The following is a 2,265-nucleotide window of genomic DNA, read 5'->3' as shown; positions in this document are numbered from 1 at the left end:
CAGGGCTGGGTCCGCACCGGCGACCTGGCTCGGATGGACGAGGAGGGCTTCTGCTACATCATCGACCGGGCCAAGGACATGCTGATCCGGGGCGGCGAGAACATCTACTGCGTCGAGATCGAGAACGTCCTCTATGACCACCCGGCGGTTATGGACGCCGCCATCGTCGGCGTGCCGCACCGGACGCTCGGCGAAGAGCCGGCGGCGGTCGTCACCCTGAAGCCCGGCGCCGAAGCCACCGAGGCCGAGCTGCGCGCCCACGTCGCCGAGCGTCTGGCTGCGTTCAAGGTGCCGATCGCGGTGAAGTTCTGGCACGAGACCCTGCCGCGAAACGCTAACGGCAAGATCCTCAAGAACGAGCTCAAGAAGCTCTTCGCGGACGAGACCGCCTGAAGAAGCGCGCCGACGTCCTGCTGGTCGAGCGCGGCTTGTTCGAGAGCCGGGCCAAGGCGCGCGCAGCCATTGAGGCGGGGGGCGTCACCGCCGATGGCCGGCCCGTCAGCAAGGTGTCGGAGCTGATCGATGAAGGAGCGGTGCTGGCGGCGAAAGCCGCGCACCCGTGGGTGGGGCGTGGCGCGCTGAAGCTGGTCCACGCGCTGGACCTTTGGCCTGTCCGGGTCGAAGGCCGGGTCGTGCTGGACGTAGGCGCCTCGACCGGCGGGTTCACCGAGGTCTGCCTGGCGCGGGGCGCGGCGCAGGTGTTCGCCGTGGATGTCGGACGCGGGCAGCTGCACGCCAGGCTCCGGACCGATCCGCGGGTGATCGACCTGGAGGCCGTGGACGCGAGAGACCTGACGCCGGCGCTCATCACAGCGGCGCCGGATCTCATCGTCACCGATGTCAGCTTCATCGGCCTGGCGAAGGCGTTGCCGGCGGCGCTTGCGCTCGCCCGCGCCGGCGCGGACCTCATAGCCCTGGTGAAGCCGCAGTTCGAGGTCGGGCCCAAGGACGTGGGCAAGCGCGGGATCGTCAGCGATCCGGCGGCCCAAGCCCGGGCGCTGGAGGGCGTGAACGCCTTCGTCCAGGCCAGCGGCTGGCAGGTGCAGGCCACCGCCGACAGTCCGATCGCTGGCGGCGACGGCAACCGCGAATTTTTGCTTTGGGCCAAGAAATAGGGCCGCCCGCTGGCTGGCGGACGGCCCTGGAGAGGCTGACGCTTGGGGTCCTAGCTCAGTCGACGACGGCGTAGCGGCCGCTGGAGTCGCGGCAGACCCGGACGAAGCGGGTCTGGGTGCGGCCGTCAGGCATGTAGATCGGGCTTTCGGCCAGGGTGCAGCCGTCGGCGTCCACGCCGTCGCCCGAGAGGCGATAGCGTTCGCCGCGCCGGCCATAGGCGTAGTCGTCCTCGTAGCTCGCGTAGTCGTCGCGGCCGTAGTAGCCGCCGTCGCGGCGCTCGTAGTAGCTCGAGCTCACCGGCGGAGGCGGCGGCGGGGGCGGCGTGGTGTACTGGCCTGAGGCGCAGGCGGCGCTGGAGTTGCCGACGCCCGCCCCAATGGCCGCGCCAACCGCGCCGCCAAGTAGCGAGCCCTCCGTCCGCGCGTTGCGTGCGGCGGCGTTCGAGCCGATCACCGCGCCGATCGTGCCGCCGATCAGCGCGCCCACCGTACCGCGGCCGGTCTTCTCGCGCTTGCAGGCGTCGTAGCTGTACCCGCCCGAGCCCATGCCGTAGTAGCCATAGGGCTGGGCCTGGGCCACGCCGGCGCTCAGGGCCACGACCCCGGCGATGGCGGCCAGCCCCGCCTTCGCGATGGTGACACGCTTGGACATTCGGAAACCCCTCTCTCGAATCGTGCGCAGGCCTTCAGGCCATGTCGGAAGCCAAGCTGAGCCGCGCAAGCTGAACGGATGTTGAGAATGTCGTTCATCTTCGTTCATCTTGGCTTAAGCGTGGCGCCCGCCAAGGCTGGCGCATGAGACCACGTCCGCGCCGCCCCAATCCTCAAAGGCCTGGGCCGCCGCCGGGTCCGCCGGTCGAACTCCTGATCGAAGCCGTGGGCGGGGAGGGCGACGGCGTCGCGCCGGGCCCGCTGTTCGTGCCGTTCACCCTACCGGGCGAGCGCGTCCGCGCCCAGGGCGGCGGCGATCGGCGCGAGCTGATGGAGGTGCTGCAACCCAGTCCCGAGCGGGTGGAACCGCCGTGCCCCCACTTCTTCGCCTGCGGCGGCTGCGCCCTGCAGCACTGGGCGCATGCGCCGTACCTTGCCTGGAAGGTCGAGCGGCTGCGCACGACACTCGCCCGACAGCACATCGAGACCGAGATCCTGC

General features: G+C 70.6%; 2 protein-coding genes and 2 pseudogenes. 3 read left to right on the top strand and 1 reads right to left on the bottom strand.

Features of this window, described 5'->3' with window-relative positions; genetic code table 11:
• Both RIF93_RS20250 and RIF93_RS20245 read left to right on the top strand, forming a co-directional pair.
• Nucleotides 1–393, top strand: a pseudogene (locus tag RIF93_RS20250) (AMP-binding protein); the annotation flags it as partial.
• Nucleotides 390–1,115, top strand: a complete 726-nt coding sequence (locus RIF93_RS20245; protein WP_309093241.1) for a TlyA family RNA methyltransferase — start codon at nt 390–392, stop codon at nt 1,113–1,115. The pseudogene RIF93_RS20250 and the gene RIF93_RS20245, both read left to right, overlap by 4 nt.
• 55 nt (nt 1,116–1,170) lie before the next feature.
• On the opposite strand, the gene RIF93_RS20240 is transcribed toward RIF93_RS20245, so the two are convergent.
• Complete coding sequence (locus tag RIF93_RS20240) at nt 1,171–1,767, bottom strand: hypothetical protein (protein ID WP_309093239.1); 597 nt, start codon at nt 1,765–1,767, stop codon at nt 1,171–1,173.
• A gap of 143 nt (nt 1,768–1,910) precedes the next feature.
• Here RIF93_RS20240 and RIF93_RS20235 point away from each other — a divergent pair.
• Nucleotides 1,911–2,265: pseudogene (locus tag RIF93_RS20235) on the top strand (hypothetical protein); the annotation flags it as partial.

This window comes from Phenylobacterium sp. (assembly GCF_031181185.1).
Taxonomy (GTDB): Bacteria; Pseudomonadota; Alphaproteobacteria; order Caulobacterales; family Caulobacteraceae; genus Phenylobacterium.
This window is presented reverse-complemented; position numbering and strand designations above follow the sequence as displayed.

Bases quoted from the DNA above. Each gene is read 5' to 3' on its own strand.
- RIF93_RS20240 (WP_309093239.1), bottom strand. From the start codon at position 1,767: ATGTCCAAGCGTGTCACCATCGCGAAGGCGGGGCTGGCCGCCATCGCC.